The sequence below is a fragment of the Ruegeria sp. AB11 genome, from assembly GCF_056536325.1.
Genome location: NZ_JBQFJO010000001.1, coordinates 314,898 through 333,179, shown reverse-complemented (window position 1 = coordinate 333,179; position 18,282 = coordinate 314,898). Strand labels below are relative to the sequence as shown.

Sequence of the window (18,282 nt, the reverse complement as noted above, 5' to 3'; positions counted from 1 at the left end):
GCCATGATCCGCGAAATTCCCAGCGCGGCAGGCGGTATCCTGAGTTATTTTACCAGGCATCGGACAGCGGCCAATCTGTTGCTGCTGGTCATGTTGGTGTTGGGCATCGCGGCGATCCCCAACATGCGGGCGCAGTTCTTTCCTGATGTGATCCTTGAACGCGTCGATGTGAATGTCGAATGGGAGGGCGCCGGCCCCGAGGATGTCGACAATGGCATAATCCAACTGCTCGAACCTGCGCTTTTGGCTGTCGAGGGTGTGGCCAGTACCGAATCAACTTCGCGCGAAGGATCGGCACAGGTCCGGCTGGAATTTGAACCAAACTGGGATATGTCCCGCGCAGTCGAAGAGGTTCGGACGGCCGTTGACAGTGTCACCAACCTGCCCGAAGACGCCGAGGAGCCGACAATTCGGCGCGGGGCCTGGCGTGATCGTGTCACAGATGTGGTCATCACTGGCCCCATCGAGGCCGAGCAATTAGCTAAGTTCACCGATGAACTGATCAGCCGTCTCTTTGCCGCCGGGGTCACGCGCACGACGATCCGCGGCTTGGCCGCACCGCGCGTGGTGGTCGAGGTGCCCACAGTACAGCTGATCGCCAATGACATTTCACTCTCGGATATCGCGGCGGCCATCGCTGCCGAGGTCACGGCTAACCCTGCAGGCGATGTCTCGGGCGCCAATGCGCGCATCCGAACGGGGGTAGAAAAACGCACCCCGGAAGAAATTGAGGGCATCGCCCTGCGCAATTTTGCAGACGGCTCGAAGCTTGTTGTAGGGGATGTGGCTGAAATCAGGGTCGAGGGCGTTACGCGCAATCGCAGCTATTTCGTGGGTGAAAATCCTGCAATGTCGATCCGCGTAGATCGTTCCAATCTTGGCGACGCCATTGGCATCCAGCGCGATGTTGAGGATGTAGTGGCCCAGATGCAGGCGAGCCTGCCCGAAGGCATCACGATTGAGCTGATCCGCACACGGGCGCAAGCCATCACCGACCGTCTGGATATTCTGGTGGACAACGGTCTTTTGGGTCTGGGACTGGTGGTGTGCCTGCTCTTCCTGTTCCTCAACGCGAGGATCGCATTTTGGGTGGCCGCCGGCATTCCGGTTGCGATGTCAGCGGCTATTGCTCTGATGTATCTGGGCGGGCTGTCACTGAACATGGTGTCTCTGTTTGGTCTCATCATCACGCTGGGCATCGTGGTCGATGACGCCATTGTGGTGGGCGAACATGCCGATTTTCGTGCTCGCCGGCTGGGCGAAGCACCGATGGTTGCTGCCGAACGCGCTGCCCGGCGGATGGCGATGCCGGTGTTTGCCGCAACCGTCACAACCGTCATCGCATTCTTTGGGCTAACCGCGATTGGTGGCCGGTTCGGAGAGTTGATCCGCGACATTCCGTTCACCGTCATTGCAGTCCTGATTGCCTCATTGATCGAGTGTTTTCTGATTCTGCCGAACCACATGGCCCATGCCATCGCACATTCGGCCAAGGAACATTGGTATGACTGGCCAAACCGGGTCGTAAACAGGGGATTCCGCTGGGTGCGGGATCATTTGTTCCGCCCGCTGGTCGCGTGGGTGATCTGGGCGCGCTACGTGGTGGTTGCGTTGATGGTTGTCGTTCTGGCCAGCCAGATCGCTCTGTTCATACGGGGGGATGTGAACTGGCGTTTCTTCAATGCGCCAGAACGCGGCTCGGTCACTGGCAATTTCATCATGGTTGAAGGTGCCACACGTGCGGAGACGCTTGAAATGATGCACATGGTCCAGCGGGCCACCGAAGAACTGGGCCAGATCTACGAAGAGCGTCATGGCCGCAATCCCATCGATTATGTTCTGGCAGAAGTAGGTGGATCGGCCGGATGGGGGTTGCGTGCGGCGGATGGGAAGGACAGCGATCTGCTGGGCGGTATCTCGATCGAGTTGATTGATGCCGACCTGCGCCCCTATTCCAGTTTTGAGTTTGTGGGTGAGCTACAGGACTTTGTCCCCCGCCATCCGAAGGTCGAATTGCTCAGTTTCCGCGGCTGGCGCTCGGGCCCCGGTGGCGATGCAATTGACGTGCAATTCTACGGCGCCGATGTGAACACGTTGAAATCCGCGTCCGAAGATTTGCAGGCCGAGCTGTCGAAATACACTGAAGTTTCGGCGCTTGAGGATAATCTGGCGTATGACAAGGAAGAGTTCATTCTGGATCTGACGGCACAGGGCCAGGCGCTGGGTTTCCGCATCGAAACACTTGGCCGCGTATTGCGAAACCGACTGAACGGGATCGAGGCCGCTACTTTCCCGGATGGACCGCGCAGCACCGAGATTCGGATCGAACTGCCCGAGGGCGAACTGACAGCTGATTTTTTGGAACGCACGCTGATGCGGACGCCTGATGGTGTCTACGTTCCGCTGGCCGATATTGTCTCGGTCGAGCGAAAGTCGGGATTCTCGACGGTCCGGCGCGAAAATGGCCTGCGCGTGATCTCGGTGAACGGCGACATTTCCGAGGATGATCCGGCGCAAGCCGCCGAGATTGCTCGTGCGATGCAGGAGGAAATCCTGCCCAACATTGCCTCCGAACGTCAGGTTGAATGGCGCATGGCAGGTCTGAGCGAACAGGAGGATGAGTTCCTCTCAGAGGCGCGCACCGGGCTGATCCTGTGTCTGACCGGGATTTTTCTGGTTCTGGCATGGGTCTTTGCCAGCTGGACGCGGCCCTTGGTGGTCATGGCGATCATACCCTTTGGCCTCGTGGGCGCGATTTGGGGGCATTACCTTTGGGATGTGCCGCTGAGCATGTTCACCGTTGTCGGTCTGCTGGGTATGACCGGGATCATCATCAACGACTCGATTGTGTTGGTGACCACGATCGATGGGTATCAACAGGAACGTGGGCTGGTACCGTCGATTGTTGAAGGCACCGCTGACCGGCTGCGACCGGTGATGCTGACCACCTTGACCACTGTGCTGGGCCTGACGCCTTTGATGTACGAAAGCTCACAACAGGCGCAGTTTTTGAAGCCAACGGTGATCACACTGGTCTACGGGCTGGGCTTCGGGATGGTGCTGATCCTGTTGCTGGTACCCGCTCTGCTGGCGATCCTGAACGATGTCTCACGTCCGATGACTGCGATGCGGCGTGCCTTACGAGCGCCGGATCGAGTGGTGCGCACAGCCGTTCGCGCAACAGGCGCAGCGCTGGCGGTTTGGTTAGGGCTATCAATGATCTGGCCCGCCGTTACGGGTGAACCGATGGTGCTGCTTTCAGACTTCTACCCAGCCCCGGATGGGCCAATTGTGTTGCAATTGGGCTTTGGCGTCTTTGCCGCCGGAGCGACGGTGATCCTGTTGTTGGGAGTGCTGCTGTCGAGCTTGTTATACGCCCGATTGTCAGGTCGCGCCGAGGCTTGATCGCAAGACCGCAAGCTGCAGCAGGTCGGGTACGCGGCTACTCATGGGAAGGTCACAGGCTTTGATCTGATCGACGGGGAACCACTGCGCGTCCCGCGCGTCATCTGCAGCAACCGGCGTACCCGACGTGTATCGACACGCGACACCAACCAACAGATAATGCGCCCGGATCAGCCCTTCGCCGTCGTGCAGAAGCAAATCCAGATTATCGAGATACTCCATCGGTTCGGCAATCACACTCGTCTCTTCCCGCAGCTCACGGGCGGCGGCGGCCAAAACGGTTTCACCCCATTCCACATGGCCACCGGGAAAACCCCACAACCCTGCGTCGGGTTGCTTGTTGCGCTGAACCAACAGCACCTGATTTTCATGAACAACTACGGCCAACGCGCCAATCTTAGGAGTTTGACTCATCCGATCAGCCTGCGCTGCATCCCTGTATGTCTACAGCGTGGTTCGCCCCGAGCACAGTGATTCGCACTTCAGACCGATCCAGCGCAAACGGCCCACCCGAGGCGCTGATGACCTCGGAACTGGTGATTAAGGTTTTGCCCTGACGATGTGTTTCGGGTTGCGAAGCCCAGAGCATCGGGTTTCCCGGTTCGATTATGGCGAATTCGGACCCGCCTGCAGAGGGCATGGTGATATGCGCTTCGATCCTCATTCCATCCGAAGTGGGTGTCAGGTGGCAGGTCGCGTTCGCTACACCAGCCTCACGCTCGGAAAACGGGCGCTGGGCAAGGGCTGCTGCGATAGCCGGATGGCGACCGGCCTTTGCATCCAGTGTGTGGTCAAAATCCAGCTTACCCGGTACACAGACATCTTTGCAAACACCCAAATCCATCTCACCGCGCAAACGAACGGGTTTTGCAGGGTTCTTAGGTGTGATCTCAACGGGAAGTACCAGTTGATCCTCATACCCGACCGAGCGCAGCCCATTTTGATCGAACACATGCGGTGCGGGCCACGTGATCGCGATATCCGCTATGTTGCCAGAGCCTGTCCAATTGAACTGCGGCGGAATGCCCGCATCACCCGGCGCACGCCAATAGGTTTTCCAGCCTTCCTTCAGCGTCAGATGCAAAGCGCCTTGATAGGTGCCCTTGGCGGTCCGGCCACCGTCCAGAACCTCAAGCTGCACCAGGTTACCAACCCCTTGAGCAATCGCAGGCAAGCCAAAGCAAAGAGTGGCCGTCAGACCGGCTGCGGCGGATTTCGAAAGCAGTTTCATGTGCAGAACATGCGCATTCTGAGCGTAAATGCCAAGTCACGTTCCGGTCACTTAGGTGAAATGCCCAGAAATCCCAGCTGGTCCCTTGCCATTCCCCGGCATGCGGGTTCATTCTGGTGTCATCCTATGGCGCAAGAGAAGTTTGCTGATGGACCTTACGGGAAAACTGTTGATTGCTATGCCCGGCATGGGCGACCCACGATTCGAACATTCGGTCGTCTATATCTGCAGCCATGGCGAAGATGGCGCGATGGGTTTGATTGTCAACAAGCCTTCAGATTTGCGGATCAAGACCTTGCTGGAACAGCTCAACATCCCGTGCCGCATTCCGGTTATTGGGGAGCGTCTGGTTCAATTCGGCGGCCCGGTCGAGATGTCGCGTGGCTTTGTGCTGCACAGCGCGGACTACGATGCGAATCTGCATTCAATGCAAATTGCGGAAGATTTCAGCATGACCGCAACGCTCGATGTGCTTGAAGATCTGGCATCAGGCAAGGGGCCGCTGAATTCGATGCTGACTCTGGGCTATTCTGGTTGGGGGCCGGATCAGCTTGAGGATGAGATCGCCATGAATGGCTGGTTGACGACCGAAGCGTCCTCGAAACTTGTTTTCGATGTTCCGGATGACGAGAAATGGGAGGCCGCTTTGGCCACGCTGGGGGTTGATCCTCTGACGCTCTCTGCCAGCGCAGGCCGCGCCTAATCGCGGGGGGCCGCCGCGCGGCGAAGGCGGTCGTTGATGGCTGCACCCAACCCATGATCTGGGATCGGTGAAACAGCAATCGGTCGGCCTGTTGCATTCAGCTTGTGTAGCGCCGCGAACAGGTTGGCGGCGGCTTCAGCAAGATCGCTGCTATCTGAAAGGTTCAGATCACAGGTGACATCTCCGAATCCCAGCAAAACTTCGGCGCCTTGTGTGGCTTGTGCGTTCAGGCGAACGGGCGCATCCGGCGCGTAGTGGGATTGCAATTGCCCCGGCGCAGTCAGCAGATCACCCGGCTGGTGATGATGCAACTCCGTTTGCAAAACCTCTTCGATTCGTTCCAGCGCCACACCACCTGGCCGCAGCAGAGCAGGGGCTCCGGCCAGACCGACAATGGTGGATTCAAGCCCAACCCCGCAGGGCCCATCGTCCAGAATGGCAGCGATGCGCCCCTCCAGCCCGGTTCGGACATGGGCCGCTGTGGTTGGGCTGATCTGCCCAGACGGGTTAGCCGAGGGGGCCGCCACTGGGCCATCAAATGAGGCCAACAAGGCGCGTGCGGTGGGATGGGCAGGCACCCGAACAGCCAAAGTATCCAGCCCCGCCGTGACGAGTGATGAAATCCCGTGATCATCCTGCAAGGGGAGAACCATTGTAAGTGGACCGGGCCAGAAGGCTTGTGCCAATTGCTCGGCCTGATCGGTCCATTCAACAAACCTTTTTGCTGTTTCGGTTGAGGCTACATGGGCGATCAGCGGGTTGAAGCTGGGCCGCCCCTTGGCCTCATAGATCGCAGCCACAGCCTCGCCATTCCGCGCATCGCCGCCCAGACCATAGACAGTCTCGGTCGGGAAGGCGACCAGCAGCCCTTGCCGCAACAGGTCGGCGGCCTTAGCGATGCTGTCGGCATCTGCTGATAAGTCTTGAGTGCCGAGAATGGTCATAGGTCGTGACGCCGCGTTTTGGTTGCTTGCAGTTCAGGTCACGGTAGGTAATCGTGCCAGCCCAGATGAATACCGGCGTGGGGCCAGGATTCCAACCCCACGTTGACAAACTGCCAGACTCAGAGGGAAACCATGCCCTATCGTGCCCCGATCTCAGACTATGAATTCCTGTTTCGCAACGTGATCGGTTTTGACCAGATCGCCGCGACCGAGAAATTCTCGGAGGCCAGCGATGACGTTGTCAGCGCAATTCTGACCGAAGCCGGGAGAATGTGCGAAGAGATCATGGCCCCGCTTCAACGTCCGGGCGATTTGGAACCCGCGCGGTTGGAGAACGGCGTATTGCGTACGCCTCCGGGTTACGCAGAAGGGTGGAAAGCGATTGCCGAAGGCGGATGGATCGGGATGAGCGGCGATCCCGAATATGGTGGCATGGGCCTGCCCATGACCATGACCACCGCCGTGAATGAGATGATGAGCGCCGCCTGCCTGTCGCTGCAACTGGCCCCGCTGATGACCCAAGGCCAGATCGAGGCGCTGGAGCATCACGCAAGCGATGCGTTGAAGGCGCTCTATCTGCCGAAGATGATGGCGGGTGAATGGTCGGGCACCATGAACCTGACCGAGCCACAGGCTGGCTCGGATGTCGGAGCGCTGACTTCGAAGGCCGAAGATAATGGCGATGGCACATATTCGGTGACGGGCCAGAAGATCTATATCTCATGGGGCGATAACGACTTTGCCGAGAATGTCTGCCATCTGGTTCTGGCCCGTCTGCCAGATGGTGTGCCGGGGACCAAGGGGATTTCGCTGTTTCTGGTGCCGAAATACATCCCCGATGAAAATGGCAATCCTGGCGTTGCCAACGATTTGAAAGTCGTCTCGCTGGAACACAAGATGGGCCTGCACGGGTCCCCAACCTGCGTGATGCAGTATGACGGTGCCAGAGGCTGGCTGGTCGGCAAAGAAAATGGCGGGATGGCCGCGATGTTCACCATGATGAACAACGCACGTCTGGGCGTTGGTGGTGAGGGCGTCGGTGTGGCCGAAGGGGCCTATCAGCACGCGCTTGCCTATGCGTTGGAACGCAAGCAAGGCAGGACGCCCTCGGGCACGATCATCGACCACGCGGATGTACGGCGGATGCTGATGTCGATGCGTGCGGATGTATTTACCGCGCGAGCAATCATGCTGGCCAATGCAGCTGCGATCGACATGGCGCAGGCCACGGGTGAGGCCGATTGGGCTGCACGGGCCGCTTTGCTGACGCCAATCTGCAAGGCCTTCGGGACGGAAACCGGGATGCGCGTGTCTGAGACCGGGGTGCAGGTGCATGGCGGCATGGGCTTCATCGAAGAAACCGGCGCTGCGCAATATTACCGCGATGTCCGTGTGACTGCGATTTATGAGGGCACCAACGGCATTCAGGCAATGGATCTTGTGGCGCGCAAGATGATGGATGGGGGTGAGGCGGCTTCGAACCTGCTGGATGAGATCGAGGATCAGGCCGAAAAAGCCCGCGCCACAATGCCCGAGCTTGCCGGCCCAGTGTGGGAGGCATCTGAGTCACTGCGTGAAGCCACAGAGTGGATCGTTGCGCAATCAGACATGAATAACCGCTTTGCCGGGGCGTCAGCCTATCTCAAGGCCTTTGCGCGGGTGCTGGGGGGGCATTACCACCTGTCGGCGGCTCTGGCCGATCCCGATGGACCGCGCGCAAAACTGGCGCGCTACTACATCAACGCGCTGTTGCCCGAGCATACAGGCTTGCTGGCGCAGGCGCAGAACGGGGCTGATGACCTTTATGCGCTCAGCGCTGAGGAGTTGGCGGTTTGATGGATGGCGAGGGGCCTCAGGTGATGCGTTATCCGAGGGCTGAACCGCCTGCACCCGGCGAATGGGTCGAGGTTGCAGAAGGTGTTCTGTGGATCAGGCTGCCTTTGCCCATGGCGCTGGATCATGTGAATGTATATGCGCTGGATGATGGCGATGGCTGGACGATAGTCGACACCGGGCTTTCGTCGAAGAAAACACGTGCCATCTGGCAGACCCTGATGGAAGGGCCTCTGGCCGGAAAGCCAGTACACCGGGTTGTGGTCACCCATCATCACCCCGACCACGTCGGCAATGCAGGCTGGTTCCAGACCGAACACGGGGCCGAGCTTGTGACCAGCCGCACCGCTTGGTTGTTCGCCCGCATGCTGACGCTGGATGTGCAGGAGAACTGGCCGAAGGAAACGCTCGATTACTACCGCAGCGCCGGGATGGATGCGGATGTGCTGGCGGGCCGGATGGCTGAACGTCCCTTCAACTTTGCCGACACCGTCTACCCCATGCCGCTGGGCTTTACCCGTGTCAAACAAGGCGACGTGATCCGCATGGGCGGGCGCGACTGGGACGTCCACATGGGCAACGGCCACGCACCTGAACACTGTACCTTTTGGAGCCGCGACGACAATCTGGTGTTGACCGGAGATCAGATTCTCAGTTCGATTAGCTCGAATCTGGGTGTCTATGCGACTGAGCCGATGGCAGACCCGGTTGCTGATTGGCTGGAAGCCTGCGAACGCCTGAAGCCTCTGGCCCGACCCGATCATCTGGTTCTGGGCGGGCACAAGCTACCCTTCACCGGGTTGCCGATCCGGATGCGTCAACTTATCGACAACCATCACGGCGCGCTCGAACGTTTGCTAAGCGATCTAGATCAGCCCAAGACCGCAGCCGAGTGCTTTGCCCCTCTGTTCAAACGTCAGATCAAAGGCGGCGAATACGGCCTCGCGCTGGTCGAGGCGGTTGCACATATGAACCATCTCTACCACATTGGAGCGGTCACCCGGACGCGCCGCGCGGACGGGGCGTGGGAATATCAGCGCAAAGGGTAACGCAATGGACAAGATCGAAACATCGGCGGAAGCCGCCGAATCCGCAGCATTACCCCGTTGCTATGAGGTACACGCCAACCCCGATGCGGCATCGGGTAACAAAGATTTGCCTAAGCCGTTGCAAAAGCCGGTCGAAACCAAGAGCCCTGCTCAATGGGCCTATGAGCGGCTGATCATGTATATCCAGAATTTCGAAAAGACGTTGGATGGCGATCACGAGGTTGCCATGGGCTTTACCGGGGGCGACGCGGGTGTCATGCGGATCGAGGGCATGGGCTACTTTGATCCCGATATCATCACCTTTTATGGCTCGGACGGCGGCGGGGCCAAAACCCAGCTGGTTCAGCATGTCAGCCAGTTGAATGTGATGCTGCGCGCATTGCCCAAGACGGTCGAGGACAAACCGGCCAATCGCATCGGATTCCGGCTGGCGGCTGATCTGGAAGACAGCTAACGCGCACCCTTGCAATTCACGCTTTCGCAGCCTTGAATGAGTTCACCATTCAGGAGGGCGCCGCGTGACCAATTTCTCAGCCGTAACAACCGCCTATCGCGGCGCTTGGGCCCAGCGGCGTGTTTTTGTGCCTGTCTATGTTGCTGTGCGGTTGTTGCTGGTTGCATTGATCGCCCCCGGCGTTGCCATTGCCGTCAATCTGGCCGTTTCACTGTCGGATCAATCCGCATTGACAGACCAGGACATTGCTATGTTTTTGCTGTCGCCTGCAGGGTTCATCGCGGCGGTTGCGGTGCTCAGCCTGTTCCTGCTTGCTGAAGTCTTTGTTTTCTCTGTCATGGCAGGATCGCTGCGAATGGGTGAGAACGACCCGTGGCGCGCGGGCAGCGCTTCGATTCGCCTGATTTTGACGCGTGTACCTGCGCTTTTCGGATTTGCTGCGCGGTTCATTCTGCGTGTGCTGGTTCTGGCGCTGCCTTTCGTCGCTGTGGCAGGCGTGATCGCGTGGTGGACGCTGACGGAATACGACATCAACTATTACCTCACCTTCCATCCGCCCTCATTCTGGGTTGCAGTGGTGCTGATCGGCTTTGTGGTGCTCTGCCTAGCCTGGGTTCTGATCCGCAGGCTTTCTGCTTGGGCGCTGGCTCTGCATCTGGTGTTGTTTGAAGATTGCAAACCTGCCGAAGCCTTCGCGACTAGTACCGATCGGATGGAGGGCAAACGCGGCCGCCTTAAGATCGAACTGGCCCTTTGGCTTGCGATCCGTCTGGTCATTGCGGCGCTCATCGCGGGTGCCGCCGGGGTGCTGTTTGATCTCGTGCCGTTGCAAGAAAGCGCGAACCTGCGTTTTGCGCTGATTTTCAGCTTCATTGTCGCGGGCTTGTGGTCATTAGCAGGGCTTGTGCTCGCTGCAATTGCGCTGGGTGCACTGGCGGTATTGTTGGATGGGTTCTTCGAAACGCAAGCCAACGAGCTTCCCCACCCGGAGCCGAGCAACCTACGCGCGCCGCTCTATGCGGTTGTGGGTGGCGCAACTATTGCTTTGCTGATCGGCCTATGGTCCGGGCAGGAATTGCTCGAGCGTATTCAAGCGCCCGACCATGCCGATGTCATCGGGCATCGGGGCGCGGCGGCGATACGGCCGGAAAACACCATGGCTGCGGTGTTGAAGGCGATCGAAGATGGCGCCGACTGGGTCGAGATTGATGTTCAGGAAACAGCAGACGGTGTGGTTATCATCGCGCATGACAGTGATTTTATGAAATTGGCCGGTGTGCCGCTCAAGGTCTGGGATGCGACGATGGAGGATGTGGCCGAGATCGATATCGGCAGTTGGTTCGGCCCGGAATACGCCTCGGAACGGACGCCGACGCTGTATGATGTGCTTGAAGCTGCCAAAGGTAAGTCCAAAGTCATTATCGAGCTGAAATACTACGGCCATGACGTCGATCTGGAAAACCGCGTCGCTGCGATTGTCGAAGAACTTGAGATGCAGGACGATATCGCCACCATGTCCCTGAAGTATCCTGCGGTGCAGAAAATGAAAGCGCTGCGCCCGGATTGGCGCGCAGGAGTATTGGCCGCCACCGCGATTGGCAATTTGTCGGGGCTTGAGGGCGATTTTGTAGCTGTGAACGCGGCAACGGTTTCGCCGGGTCTGATCCGATCGGTCCACGATGCGGGCAAGGATATCTATGTCTGGACGGTGAACGACCCATTGCAAATGTCGGCCATGGCCTCGATGGGGGTCGACGGGCTGATTACCGACCGTCCCGCGATGGCCCGCGAAGTGTTGCGCGTCCGCGCTGAAATGGGGCCGGGGGAGCGGTTGATGTTGTGGCTGGCAACGGCCTTTGGCCTTTCGATCGAAACCTCTGAGATGCGCGATGCAAACCCATAGACTCGCCGCCCTTTTGGCCTGCTGCGTACTTCCCGCCAATGCGCAGGACTTGATGCGCAGCGTTGAAATGCCCGCGCACAGGGCGTTAGTCGAGTCGATGGAAGGCGCTGAGTTGACCCCGTTTGAAACCGATGGCTGCTCGGGTGGATTATCATCAAGTTGGCGACTAGTCGCTGAGACCTTCCCCAAGTTCAGCTTGCTGTACGAAGAGCATCCTCCGTGGGAGTATTGCTGCGTCACACATGATCGCGCCTATCACAACGCGGGTGGTGCATCACAGGCCGAAGTCAGTTTTGATGCGCGTCTTGCTGCTGATGAAGGACTGCGCCTTTGCGTCGAAGCCCACGGTGATACCCATGCCGCGGACTATGCTGAGCGCTATGATATGACGCCGGATCAGATTCGCTCGGTCCATTCGATTACGTCCGAGGCAATGTTCCTTGCAGTACGCTTTGGTGGTGGTCCGTGCAGCGGTCTGCCCTGGCGCTGGGGATTTGGTTATCCCGGCTGCACGATCTTTGGTCCAACTGCGCGCGAATGACGTCGTGACAGGCCCCGATTTTTGCATTATTCAGCATTCCAAACACGCGAATTGGGATTCTTTGAAACATGGCTGAACATAAGCACGGCGAGATGGACATCACCGTTCAAACCAAAACCTTCGACGGGTTCATCAAATTCACCACCTGGTTTGTGGTGGCATGTATCTTCCTTTGTATTTTCCTGGCGGTATTTGCGGCCTGATCATTTTCTGCGGCGTACCACCCATGTTCAGGATTTTGATAGCCTGTCTGCTTGCGGTGACAGTTGCTGGGTGCGCTGGTTCACAGCGCCCGCAGGCAGAGTCCTTTGAAATCGTATCCCGGTCTTATCGTGATCCGGGGCCATCGACACTGACGCTCTATACAATGATCAGCACGCGCACCGGGTCGGGGGCGCATACGTCGCTGATGATCAGTGGTAGCGAGAGGGTGATTTTTGATCCTGCGGGATCCTTCCGTGCCGACGTAGTACCGATTAAGAATGATGTGCTTTACGGCATTACGCCAAATGTCGAGCGTGCCTATCGCAGCAGTCACGCGCGCGAGACGCATTATGCCCGTATCCAAACTATCCAAGTGACGCCACAACAGGCGGAAATTGCGCTTCAACTGGCCAAACAGATGGGCCCAGTTGCCGGGGCATTCTGCGCGAATTCAACGGCACAGCTTTTGCAGCAGGTTCCAGGGTTCGAGCAGATAAGCACCACATTCTACCCGGTGAAACTGTCCGACCAGTTTGGCCAGATACCGGGTGTTGTCACGACGGAGTATCGCGAAAATGACTCGGCCGATCTGCAGCAGGGTCTAGCCGAAAATAACGCGCGCCTGAACCAGATTGAAGCAGCCTCAAGCAACTAGGTAGAGCAAACCATAAAGCGTGGCGGCGCCCGTAAAAATCGCCGCCAGAACGTTCTTTGTGACGTACCCAACTGTTAACGCAACAGCAGCAGCTGACATGCGCGGCAAATCAGGCTGGCCGTTGGTGGCGGATGGCCAGACCACAAGTGGCGCAATCAGGGCAGGAATAATCGCCACTGCCGTATAGCGCAGGTGGCGCAGCAGCCAGGGCGGCATCGGGCGATCCCCAACCAGACCGATAAATGTGAATCTTAGAAGGTAGCTGCCAATCGCAAGGCCGATGATTATGATCCAGATGGTGGTGCTATCGATCTGCGTCATGACTTATTCCGTTCCAGGATTAGTTCGACCTGTGCACCTGCGACCATTCCTGCGGCACCTGCGATTAGAAGGCCTAGATTGAAGGGCACCGCAACCGTCAGCAAGGCCACCACGATCGCAACCAATGCCGCAACCACATGGGCCAACGTGCGCATCATTGGTCCGATCATGGCCAGAAAGGTGATTGGCAAAGCGAAATCCAAGGCCCAACTATCTGGTATCTGCGTTCCCAGAACCGCGCCCAGATACGTTCCCAAGACCCAAAGCGGCGTAATCGGTGTGACCGAGCCAAAGAAATAGATCATGCGCTGTGGCACGGTCATATCGGGTTCTTTTTCAAATCGGATCATCGAGCAGGCATAGGATTGATCGACGATCAGATAGGCCGCGCAGGCGCGCTGCCACAGTGGCGCTGCGCCCAGATAGGGCGTTAGCGAGGCCGAATACATTGCAACCCTCAAATTCACCGCCAGTGCAGAAATCAGGACGATCACGGTGGGTGTATTGTCCTGCAGCAATTGCAATGCGGTGAATTGCGCAGCGCCCGCAAACACGGTGGCGGAAAAGGCCATGGTCTGAATGATGTTCAACCCCGCCTCGGTAGCAAAGACCCCGAACAGCAGGCCGAACGGCATGGCGACGAAGACGAATGGTGCCCCGTCGCGAAAACCTTTCCAGAAGTATGACTTGGTTGTGGCAGAGGCCATGGCTAAATCCTATGGTGTTGCGAGCAGCAGTAGCCGTCTTGGGAAGGGGTTGCAATTGGCCAAGGAATTCGACCTGTCAGACTACCTTATTGCCCCTGATCCGGGTGCGGCGCGACTGACCCGCGCGGTGGCAGGCGTAGATCAGAATGGAGAGGTCAGCCAGATCTCGGTAGTCGAGGAGCGCCCGTTGACGATCTTTCTGAATTCGCAGGAAATCGTGACCGCGATGACCATCGGAGACTACCCCGAATATCTCGCACTGGGGTTTCTGCGTAATCAGGGCATGCTGCTGGCCGATGATCAGATCACGCGGGTCGATTACGACGATGATCTGGAAACCGTTGTCGTGCGCACAGCGCGTGAGACTTCGTATGAGGACAAACTAAAGAAGAAGACGCGGACAAGTGGCTGCGCAGTAGGTACCGTTTTTGGCGACATGATGGAGGGGTTGGAGAACGTGCTTTTGCCGCAGGTCTCGGTGCGCACCTCGTGGCTCTATGAGCTGGCCGCCAAGATCAATCGCACGCCGTCGCTGTATCTTGAGGCCGGGGCGATCCATGGCACCGTGCTGTGCCGTGAGAGCCGCCCGCTAGTCTATATGGAGGATGTGGGCCGCCACAACGCCGTCGACAAGATCGCGGGTTGGATGTTGTCCGAGGGAGAGGGCGCCGCAGACAAGATCCTCTACACAACCGGTCGCCTGACCTCGGAGATGGTGATCAAAACGGCAATGATGGGGATCCCGGTTCTCGCTTCGCGGTCGGGTTTCACCGCCTGGGGCGTTGAAATCGCGCGCGAGGTCGGCCTGACGCTGATCGGTCGCATGCGCGGGCAGCGGTTTGTATGTTTGTCTGGCGAAGACCGTTTGGTACGTGACGTTGATCCGACATCCGTGGCTGTCGAGGACAAGAAACATCGTAGGAAAAGTGCCAATGGCTGAACGGACACCAAAACTATTGGGCGTTATTCTGGCAGGTGGCCTGGCGACCCGCATGGGGGGAGGCGACAAGGGGTTGTTGCAGATCGGTGGGGTTAGCCTGCTGGATCGTGTGATCAATAGGTTCTCGCCTCAGGTCGAGGCTCTGGCTCTGAATGCCAACGGGGATGCATTGCGATTCAATGAACTGGGATTGCCTGTGATTGCGGATTCGATCGATGGCTTTGCGGGACCACTTGCCGGTGTTCTCGCTGGACTTGATTGGGCTGCAGACCAGGGTGCCCAGTCCATTGTGACAGTCGCCGCTGATACGCCGTTCTTTCCGCGAGATCTGGTGGCGCAACTGGTGCGGGCTTCCGAAGGGCAAAAGCACCCTCTTGTTCTGGCAACCACTCCGCGAACTGGCGAAGAGGCCTTGAAATCGGGCGGGTCCAGGCGAGTGAACAGGCACCCGACATTTGGTCTCTGGCCTGTTGCATTGCGCGATGATCTGCGGGCGGCACTTGAGGGTGGTTTGCGCAAGGTTGTCCTTTGGACTGACCAGCATGACGGGCGAGAAGCGCTGTTTTCGGCCCAGCCGTTTGATCCCTTCTTCAACGTCAACACACCCGATGATCTGGTACGCGCTGAAACCCTGTTGGAGCTGGCATGAGACTCTACGGCGTCATCGGTTGGAAAAACGCGGGCAAAACCGGGCTTGTGGAGCGACTGGTGGCCGAAATCACTGGACGTGGGTTTACCGTCTCTACCATTAAACATGCCCACCACAGTGTCGATGTCGACCAGCCGGGAACAGACAGTTACCGGCATCGCGTGGCTGGGGCGTCCGAAGTGCTTTTGGCATCGGGTCAGCGTGTTGCTCTGATGCAGGAATTGCGCGGAGCACCAGAGCCAAAACTGGATATCTTGTTGGCACGCTTGTCTCCGGTTGATCTGGTGCTGATTGAAGGGTTCAAGCGTGAACACCACCCCAAAGTGGAGGCATTTCGTACAGCGCCTGGAACCCCGCTGATCGCGACGGAAGATGACTCGATCCGTGCGGTTGCCAGTGATACGCCATTGAAGCTGGATCGCCCTGTTTTTGATTTGAACGATACGGCGGCAATTGCTGATTTCATTCTTGGGGAGGTCGGACTTTGAGCAAGCCGGACATATCGCCTCCACCCCTGCGCAATGATTGCTTTGCCTTGCCCGCCGGGGTGAATTGGACGCCGGTCGACGACGCACTGGCATTGCTACGGGACAGATTGACCGTCGTAACCGGGGTCGAAAGCGCACCGCTGATGCAGGCCGCCGGTCGCATTCTGGCAGAAGATGTGCAGGCCAAACGGTCAAACCCACCACAGCCCAACACCGCTGTTGATGGATACGGATTTGCCGGACCAGTGGCGGATGGCCCTTGTGTCTTGCCTTTGGTTGAAGGTCGCGCAGCGGCCGGTGTTCCGTTTGGCGGTAAGGTTCCCTCGGGCCATGCCGTACGCGTGTTGACCGGGGCTGCGCTTCCGGAGGGTGTTGATACGGTTATTCTGGAAGAGGATGTGACCCTCGATCAGGGTCACATTGCGTTCCGAGGTCCATTGAAAAAAGGTGCAAACGCACGAAAGGCTGGCGAAGACGTGGTCGAAGGTGCGCTGGCCTTGCCTGCAGGGCGACGGCTGACACCCGCTGATTTGGCACTTTTGTCGGCAATAGGGTTGGCCGAAGTGCCGGTGTACAAAGTGCTGCGCGTCGGGGTGCTGTCGACCGGGGACGAATTGGTCGAGCCCGGTGACATTGCCGCACCAGGGCAAATCTACGACGCCAACCGTCCGATGCTGTTATCGCTGGTCGAACGAATGGGGTTTGAACCGGTTGATCTTGGCAGCGCCGAGGACAGCCGGGAGGCGTTGGAGGATCATCTGGATCAAGCCGCTCGGCGGGTGGATGTGATCCTGACCAGCGGTGGGGCCTCTGCCGGGGATGAAGATCACGTCTCAGCCCTGTTGCAAGAGGCCGGGGCGATGCAGGAATGGCGCATCGCGCTGAAACCCGGTCGGCCTTTGGCGTTGGGCATGTGGGATCAAACGCCGGTGTTCGGCCTGCCCGGCAATCCGGTGGCCGCAATGGTCTGCACGTTGGTATTCGCCCGCCCCGCGCTGAGCTTGATGGCCGGAGCAGGTTGGCAGGAACCGCAAGGGTTCGACGTGCCTGCCGCATTTGAAAAGCGCAAGAAACCGGGTCGCCGCGAATATCTGCGCGCCCGCATCCGTGAAGGACGGGCCGAGGTGTTTCATTCAGAAGGGTCCGGCCGGATAAGCGGGCTGAGCTGGGCCGAAGGGCTGGTTGAAATCGAGGACGGTGCGCGTGATATTCAGCCGGGTGATCCAGTACGATTTATCCCCTACGGAAGCTTTGGGCTCTAGTCAGTCGAACGTCCCTGCAACCCGTCCCAGCAGCATAAAAGCGCGCGCGGTACGCGTCTCACCCAATGCGTTCAGTTCGGCGTCGCTGGCGTCGGGTTCGAACTCAACGATCATGTGATCGAAGCGCCGCAGGAAATGGTGTGCCGCATCGCGAAAGATCGGATCCTGTTTCATCCGCGCCGCCGTCAGCGCCAGCGAAGACCGGTCCCGGATACCGCCCAACGCAGCCACCGAACGCCCGCGGGCGCCTTGCGCAAACTGCCGCCAGATCTCGGGCCGGGCCATATCGGGGCGCAGGTCATCCATATAGATGCCTTCCTGACTAAGCAGGGTCAGAACATCCTGTGAGGCCTGAACAAGTTGCGATGCCTTGCGATCCTTCAACGCAAGACGCAGCGCGTCGAAACCCGCCTCGTCGCTCTGCGTTTCGGGGAAGTTCAGGGCGCGGATGAAGATGTTGGTTGGCAACGGGGCCGCAATCTCTTCCGCAGGCGTGCCAAGTTCCAAGGTGGTTTGATTTGCAGGTTCGGATGCAGGCTTGCTGGCGCGTGCAGGTTCGCTGCGATTGGTTGAGAATGTGGCTAATGCGCTCTCGGTCTTTTTGGCACTTTCGGCGATTTCATCCAGTTTCTTGCCGACCGTCGGTTCATAGGTGCTGGTCGCGCGCTGTTGTTGCACCACATAGCTGTTGCGGATTGCGTCGATAGCGGTTTGCAGACGCGCGCTTTCTTCGCGCATAACGCGACTGGCGCGCATCGCCAACGCTGCAACCCAGATCATCGCCACTGGCATAAACACCGCCAGAAATGTGACGATAAATCCGCCTTCCTGTGCCCCGGGTAGCACTAGAAATACTACTGACACCACCAGCCAGATTAGGCTGAGCACAACAGCCGCGATCTCGATCTCGGTAATCGAGGGATGCGCGGGCCGATCGTAGATTCCCAGCGAGGTCGGTTTCTCGGGTTCTTGCTCGGGCTCAGACCCTGACAT

19 protein-coding genes are annotated in these 18,282 nt (G+C 58.5%); 13 read left to right on the top strand and 6 right to left on the bottom strand.

Annotation, left to right across the window (positions count from 1 at the left end):
- The first annotated feature begins 3 nt into the window (after window positions 1–3).
- Complete coding sequence (locus ACR3EJ_RS01745; RefSeq protein WP_170544735.1) at window positions 4–3,405, top strand: efflux RND transporter permease subunit; 3,402 nt, start codon at window positions 4–6, stop codon at window positions 3,403–3,405.
- Here the strand turns inward: ACR3EJ_RS01745 and ACR3EJ_RS01740 are convergent.
- Window positions 3,385–3,819 carry an NUDIX hydrolase gene (locus ACR3EJ_RS01740; RefSeq protein ID WP_170544732.1) on the bottom strand — a complete coding sequence of 145 codons (435 nt, stop codon included), beginning with the start codon at window positions 3,817–3,819 and terminating at the stop codon, window positions 3,385–3,387. The two genes, ACR3EJ_RS01745 and ACR3EJ_RS01740, sit on opposite strands and share 21 nt — an antisense overlap.
- A gap of 4 nt (window positions 3,820–3,823) precedes the next feature.
- Window positions 3,824–4,636 (bottom strand): protein-disulfide reductase DsbD domain-containing protein, encoded by an 813-nt coding sequence (locus ACR3EJ_RS01735; RefSeq protein ID WP_170544729.1) that lies wholly within the window; start codon window positions 4,634–4,636, stop codon window positions 3,824–3,826.
- A 148-nt stretch (window positions 4,637–4,784) separates the two neighbouring features.
- On the opposite strand from ACR3EJ_RS01735, the gene ACR3EJ_RS01730 reads away from it, so the two are divergent.
- Window positions 4,785–5,339, top strand: coding sequence for a YqgE/AlgH family protein (locus tag ACR3EJ_RS01730; protein WP_010443623.1), 555 nt, complete (start codon window positions 4,785–4,787; stop codon window positions 5,337–5,339).
- Here ACR3EJ_RS01730 and ACR3EJ_RS01725 read toward each other — a convergent pair.
- Window positions 5,336–6,283: an L-threonylcarbamoyladenylate synthase gene (locus ACR3EJ_RS01725; protein WP_170544726.1), complete on the bottom strand. Its 948-nt coding sequence runs from the start codon at window positions 6,281–6,283 to the stop codon at window positions 5,336–5,338. The genes ACR3EJ_RS01730 and ACR3EJ_RS01725 overlap by 4 nt on opposite strands.
- Before the next feature lie 132 nt (window positions 6,284–6,415).
- Here ACR3EJ_RS01725 and ACR3EJ_RS01720 point away from each other — a divergent pair, with 132 nt between their 5' ends.
- From ACR3EJ_RS01720 to ACR3EJ_RS01690, 7 genes are all read left to right on the top strand, one after another.
- On the top strand, window positions 6,416–8,119 hold the full coding sequence (locus ACR3EJ_RS01720; protein ID WP_170544723.1) for an acyl-CoA dehydrogenase family protein: 1,704 nt from the start codon (window positions 6,416–6,418) through the stop codon (window positions 8,117–8,119).
- Window positions 8,119–9,165, top strand: coding sequence for an MBL fold metallo-hydrolase (locus ACR3EJ_RS01715; RefSeq protein WP_170544910.1), 1,047 nt, complete (start codon window positions 8,119–8,121; stop codon window positions 9,163–9,165). The genes ACR3EJ_RS01720 and ACR3EJ_RS01715 overlap by 1 nt, the downstream gene beginning before the upstream one ends.
- A 4-nt stretch (window positions 9,166–9,169) precedes the next feature.
- Complete coding sequence (locus tag ACR3EJ_RS01710; RefSeq protein WP_170544721.1) at window positions 9,170–9,619, top strand: DUF6173 family protein; 450 nt, start codon at window positions 9,170–9,172, stop codon at window positions 9,617–9,619.
- Window positions 9,620–9,683: 64 nt separating this feature from the next.
- Complete coding sequence (locus ACR3EJ_RS01705) at window positions 9,684–11,522, top strand: glycerophosphodiester phosphodiesterase (protein ID WP_170544718.1); 1,839 nt, start codon at window positions 9,684–9,686, stop codon at window positions 11,520–11,522.
- A complete protein-coding gene (locus tag ACR3EJ_RS01700; RefSeq protein WP_170544715.1) occupies window positions 11,509–12,063 on the top strand; it encodes a hypothetical protein in 555 nt (184 codons plus the stop codon). Before ACR3EJ_RS01705 ends, ACR3EJ_RS01700 begins: the two co-directional genes overlap by 14 nt.
- Before the next feature lie 68 nt (window positions 12,064–12,131).
- Window positions 12,132–12,266 (top strand): aa3-type cytochrome c oxidase subunit IV, encoded by a 135-nt coding sequence (locus ACR3EJ_RS01695; RefSeq protein ID WP_010443630.1) that lies wholly within the window; start codon window positions 12,132–12,134, stop codon window positions 12,264–12,266.
- Window positions 12,267–12,289: 23 nt separating this feature from the next.
- On the top strand, window positions 12,290–12,922 hold the full coding sequence (locus ACR3EJ_RS01690; protein ID WP_010443631.1) for a hypothetical protein: 633 nt from the start codon (window positions 12,290–12,292) through the stop codon (window positions 12,920–12,922).
- Here the strand turns inward: ACR3EJ_RS01690 and ACR3EJ_RS01685 are convergent.
- Both ACR3EJ_RS01685 and ACR3EJ_RS01680 read right to left on the bottom strand, forming a co-directional pair.
- Complete coding sequence (locus tag ACR3EJ_RS01685; RefSeq protein WP_170544712.1) at window positions 12,911–13,243, bottom strand: AzlD domain-containing protein; 333 nt, start codon at window positions 13,241–13,243, stop codon at window positions 12,911–12,913. The genes ACR3EJ_RS01690 and ACR3EJ_RS01685 overlap by 12 nt on opposite strands.
- On the bottom strand, window positions 13,240–13,950 hold the full coding sequence (locus tag ACR3EJ_RS01680) for an AzlC family ABC transporter permease (RefSeq protein ID WP_170544708.1): 711 nt from the start codon (window positions 13,948–13,950) through the stop codon (window positions 13,240–13,242). The genes ACR3EJ_RS01685 and ACR3EJ_RS01680 overlap by 4 nt, the downstream gene beginning before the upstream one ends.
- Here ACR3EJ_RS01680 and ACR3EJ_RS01675 point away from each other — a divergent pair.
- Genes ACR3EJ_RS01675 through ACR3EJ_RS01660 form a run of 4 tightly spaced genes read left to right on the top strand, consistent with a single transcriptional unit; the run spans window position 13,949 to window position 17,289 of the window.
- Window positions 13,949–14,890, top strand: a complete 942-nt coding sequence (locus ACR3EJ_RS01675; RefSeq protein WP_480422519.1) for a formate dehydrogenase accessory sulfurtransferase FdhD — start codon at window positions 13,949–13,951, stop codon at window positions 14,888–14,890. The two genes, ACR3EJ_RS01680 and ACR3EJ_RS01675, sit on opposite strands and share 2 nt — an antisense overlap.
- Window positions 14,883–15,539 (top strand): molybdenum cofactor guanylyltransferase MobA, encoded by a 657-nt coding sequence (gene mobA / locus ACR3EJ_RS01670; RefSeq protein WP_170544705.1) that lies wholly within the window; start codon window positions 14,883–14,885, stop codon window positions 15,537–15,539. Before ACR3EJ_RS01675 ends, mobA begins: the two co-directional genes overlap by 8 nt.
- Complete coding sequence (gene mobB / locus ACR3EJ_RS01665; protein WP_170544702.1) at window positions 15,536–16,027, top strand: molybdopterin-guanine dinucleotide biosynthesis protein B; 492 nt, start codon at window positions 15,536–15,538, stop codon at window positions 16,025–16,027. The genes mobA and mobB overlap by 4 nt, the downstream gene beginning before the upstream one ends.
- Complete coding sequence (locus ACR3EJ_RS01660) at window positions 16,024–17,289, top strand: molybdopterin-binding protein (RefSeq protein WP_170544699.1); 1,266 nt, start codon at window positions 16,024–16,026, stop codon at window positions 17,287–17,289. Before mobB ends, ACR3EJ_RS01660 begins: the two co-directional genes overlap by 4 nt.
- On the opposite strand, the gene ACR3EJ_RS01655 is transcribed toward ACR3EJ_RS01660, so the two are convergent.
- Window positions 17,290–18,282 (bottom strand): hypothetical protein, encoded by a 993-nt coding sequence (locus ACR3EJ_RS01655; RefSeq protein WP_170474133.1) that lies wholly within the window; start codon window positions 18,280–18,282, stop codon window positions 17,290–17,292.